At 55.3% G+C, this 3,705-nt stretch carries 4 protein-coding genes; 2 read left to right on the plus strand and 2 right to left on the minus strand.

Annotated features, from left to right (window positions below):
* Nucleotides 1-174: 174 nt before the first annotated feature.
* On the minus strand, nucleotides 175-1,704 hold the full coding sequence (locus tag AC221Y_RS21660; protein WP_486708397.1) for a winged helix-turn-helix domain-containing tetratricopeptide repeat protein: 1,530 nt from the start codon (nucleotides 1,702-1,704) through the stop codon (nucleotides 175-177).
* A 156-nt stretch (nucleotides 1,705-1,860) separates the two neighbouring features.
* Here AC221Y_RS21660 and AC221Y_RS21665 point away from each other — a divergent pair, with 156 nt between their 5' ends.
* Together AC221Y_RS21665 and AC221Y_RS21670 are read left to right on the plus strand one after the other, a co-directional pair.
* Nucleotides 1,861-2,052, plus strand: coding sequence for an RSP_7527 family protein (locus AC221Y_RS21665; protein ID WP_299751413.1), 192 nt, complete (start codon nucleotides 1,861-1,863; stop codon nucleotides 2,050-2,052).
* Between the two features lie 146 nt (nucleotides 2,053-2,198).
* Nucleotides 2,199-2,897 (plus strand): RraA family protein, encoded by a 699-nt coding sequence (locus tag AC221Y_RS21670; RefSeq protein WP_486708398.1) that lies wholly within the window; start codon nucleotides 2,199-2,201, stop codon nucleotides 2,895-2,897.
* A gap of 243 nt (nucleotides 2,898-3,140) precedes the next feature.
* On the opposite strand, the gene AC221Y_RS21675 is transcribed toward AC221Y_RS21670, so the two are convergent.
* Nucleotides 3,141-3,705 (minus strand): dihydrofolate reductase family protein (locus AC221Y_RS21675; protein ID WP_486708399.1); only part of this gene is annotated, 565 nt, incomplete at its 5' end.

Raw genomic sequence — 3,705 nt, forward strand, 5'->3', positions numbered from 1 at the left:
CGACCCGTTTGCTGATCTTTGCTCGGCGCGCTCCGTTGCCAACAGCAGCTCTGAGCCTTACCGGGCTACAAGGTAAGGCATTGCGCGGGCACGCAGGAATCGAGACGGGCCGGATTGAGCGGTGTGTGTCTCCCGGTTGGACCGGGTTGGCGACTCCCCCTAGTGGCTTGGGCGTTACTCGGCCATACCAGCCTTTTCCAACATGTCAGCAAAGTATTCGACATCTGCGGGATCTGGAAACGGCATAATCCTGCGAACCGCTGAGAGGCGATAGTTCGGTGTCGTGCGCGCCATTTGAGCCGTTAGTTCGCGCGCTTCGTCCAGCCGGTCAAGTGCGGCGTAGGTGGCCGCACAGTAAGCCAGCGCATTCGAGTGTCCCGGCATGAGGGTGACCTGCAGTTGCAGATCCGGTAGAGCCTCTTCGAGACGGCGAAGCAAAAAAAGCGCGCGGCAGCGGAAGCCGATATTCAAACCCGGCGAAAGTGGGTTCATGCGAATGGCGAGGTCAATCTCCTCAAGTGCCTTTTCGGGCTGGCCGCAAAAGGCAAGAATATAGCACCAGATACCACGGTAATAGGCGCCGCTGGGATTTAGCTCGACGGCGCGCTCCAGATGCTTGACGGCGCGGACATAGTCGCGGTTTTTCCACATCTCAGCCATTCCAAGCATGGCGTGAGCGAGCGGATCAAGAGCGTCTTCGCCGACGGCGCGTTTGGCGGATACAAGCGCGTGATCAAAGCTTCTTGGCTGGTCCGCGACCCAAAAGTTGTTACCCTCATTGAGGTGAGTTAGCGCGATGATTGCGTGGGCTCGCGCCGATGAGGGATCGAGATCCACAGCCCGTTTCGCCGATTGGCGCGCAAGGACATTGTCATCGGGTTCGACCCGAAAGCCGTGTTCGATTGCCCGCAGCACGTGGTCATAGGCGTCAACGCTGTCTGTGCTGAGCGACGTTGCGCGGCGATAACGCTCGTGCGCAATTTGCCCTGCAAGGGTTGCCACTATCACTCCGGTTATCTCGTCCTGAACCGCGAAGACGTCGACCAACTCGCGGTCATAGCGCTCAGACCAGACCTCTTGTCCCGTGAGCGCGTCAACAAGGCGCGCGGTGACGCGAATTCGGTTCCCTGCGCGACGGACGCTGCCTTCGGCAATATATTGAACCCCCAAGGCGTGAGCGATCTCGGACAAGGGCCGGTCGCGGTCGCGGAAGGCGAAAGAGGAATGCCGCGCGATGACGAAGAGTTCCTTGTGGCGCGACATCTCTGTAATAATGTCGTCAGTGATCCCATCCGAGAAGTAAGACTGCTCGGCGTCGCCGGACATGTTCTCGAAGGGAAGCACGGCAATGGAAGGTTTGTCGGGGAGCGGCGGTGCGGCGGGTTCGGCTTCAATCTCAAACCGAAAGCCGCGTTTTGGGATCGTGCGGATAATTTTCTGAGCGCTGCCGTCGTCGCCAAGGATTTTTCTGGCAGTGTTGATGCGGGATGCTATGGCGGAATCCGAGACGATCCGCCCGTCCCAAACCGCTTCGATTAGATCGTCGCGGGATAGAACTTGGCCCGGATGCTTGGCGAGATAGGCGATCAGGGTGAAGACCTGAGGCTCTATTGCGACCGGCGCGCCGTCTCGGCGGACTTCACCCCGGCTAAAGTCCAGCTCGATAGCTCCGATTTTGACGATCTGCGATTCTGTTCCACCCATCTCCTTAGAAAACCACGGTTCCAGGGCGTTTCCAACGATTTCTGAATGGAAATGGAGGAATTCTGGATGACTTCAGGACAGCGGCTGGAAGCGTGACGTCAGCGAAATTGCGAAGGTGATCTTGTCTTCAAACGCAACCCAAGAAGGAAAACCGAGATGACCCGCAACCAGACCGAACTTTTCAAAACCGCAAGTTCGATTGCAGAAAAGAAGATCCGACAGGCGCGTGCCATGCAAGCGGCAGAGACGCGGGATATGGTGAGACAGACTGTGAAGGCAATTGTCACTAAGGTCCGCCGCAGCAAAGAAAGCCGCACAGCGAGACGCAATAGCGTGATGCGCAGCTGAGCGTGAGCTTTGCAAAATAACCTGGCAGCGCCAAGGCCCTAAATAGACCTCTCACCGTGGAAATCGACACTGGGCTGCGGACACGCTAACAACATCGAAAGTGCACATTGTTTTAGCGCGATGACAGATAGAAAAAGGACTTGGACGTGATTGAGGTTCCACCAAAACTTACAGTAAAAACGAATTTTCGGCGTCCGAGCGATACCCAAATCGCAGCGTTTCAGGGTATTCCAACAGGCTTTGTCGTCGATGCCATGTTTGGTGGCGGAGCACTTTCTCAAAACATTCAGCCGCTTGGCGGTGGTCGTGAACTCAATTGCGTTGCTGCTGGACCAGCATTGACCGCGGAATGTGGTGCCGCTGATGTGCTGGCACTTTTTGCGTCACTCAAATTTATTCGACCCGGTGACGTCGTTGTTTCCGCGTTTTCGGCACACTCTGGGTGCGCTGCCGGTGGAGATGGACTGGTCGGAATGATGAAGAATTGTGGCGCTGCGGGTTTTGTCACAGATGGTCCGCTCCGCGACTATCACGGTATAGTTTCGGTTGGATTGCCAGTTTGGTGTACGGGGATAACTCCGGGATCGCCGCACGTGTCTGGACCTGGATCAGTTGGCTTCCCTGTCCAGATAGGCGCGCAAGAGGTTGAGAACGGCGATATGATCGTAGCCGATCAAGATGGCGTCGTGGTCGTTCCATACGAGCGTCTGGATGAGGTGATCGAAAACCTGGAACGCATTCGGAGCGCCGAGCAGGCGCAGGACGACAAGATAGCCAGAGGGATGCGCCTTCCAGATTGGGTGGAGCAGTTCTTGGCAAGTGACCAAGTCGCTTACAAAGATTGAAAGCGACTTGGGAGAAGCTTTGATCTCAATGGCAGCAAAGTCCGGAGGCTGTGTGAAAACTCGGGATTCTTCATGATTTCGCGCCGCTCGTTTTCGGGAGTTGCTAATTTGATGGTTCAGCTTGACCAGAGCGTGCCCGAATCTGCCAATTTTTGGCATTTTTAAAAACTCTCGGTAGTTTTCACACAGCCTCTCCGCACAGCGGAACCTGACGCATCGAGCATCTAACGATGGCTTCGAGCCCTAGGTAACCTCGTATCTTGAAGTGACCAAACCAGATGGAAATGACTTCGACTCTAAAAGGTGAAGGTCAATATCTGCATCCAAAGTCCCGAACATCCTTTTGCCCGCCCCGATAAGGATCGGAACAATTGTCACGGTCATATCTGCGATCAATCCTTCGCGCATGAAGCTTTGAATGATTTTTCCGCCGTCGACATAGGCACGCTTCCAGCCCTGTTCCGACAGGGACGCCATTAGCTGTCGAGGTGCGAGCGCACTGAGGGTCACCTTGTCACGAAGTTCGTCGGGTATATCGCTTGACCTCATTGTCCTGCTCAACACGACGACTGGCTTTTCATAGGGCCAAGTATCAAAGGTTAGCATAGTGCGAAACGAGCCACTTCCCAACACAAGCCCATCGACGGACTCCATGAATGCTGCATTGCCATGATCCTCGCCCTCGGTCATCTGCTTCATTAACCAATCAAGGCCAAAATCTTCTCGCGCAACAAATCCATCGAGACTCATCGCCATAAACATATGACCTGTCGTCATCCTCAACTCTCCCAGTGCGTACGGAAGCCAC

Source organism: Boseongicola sp. (assembly GCF_057460485.1).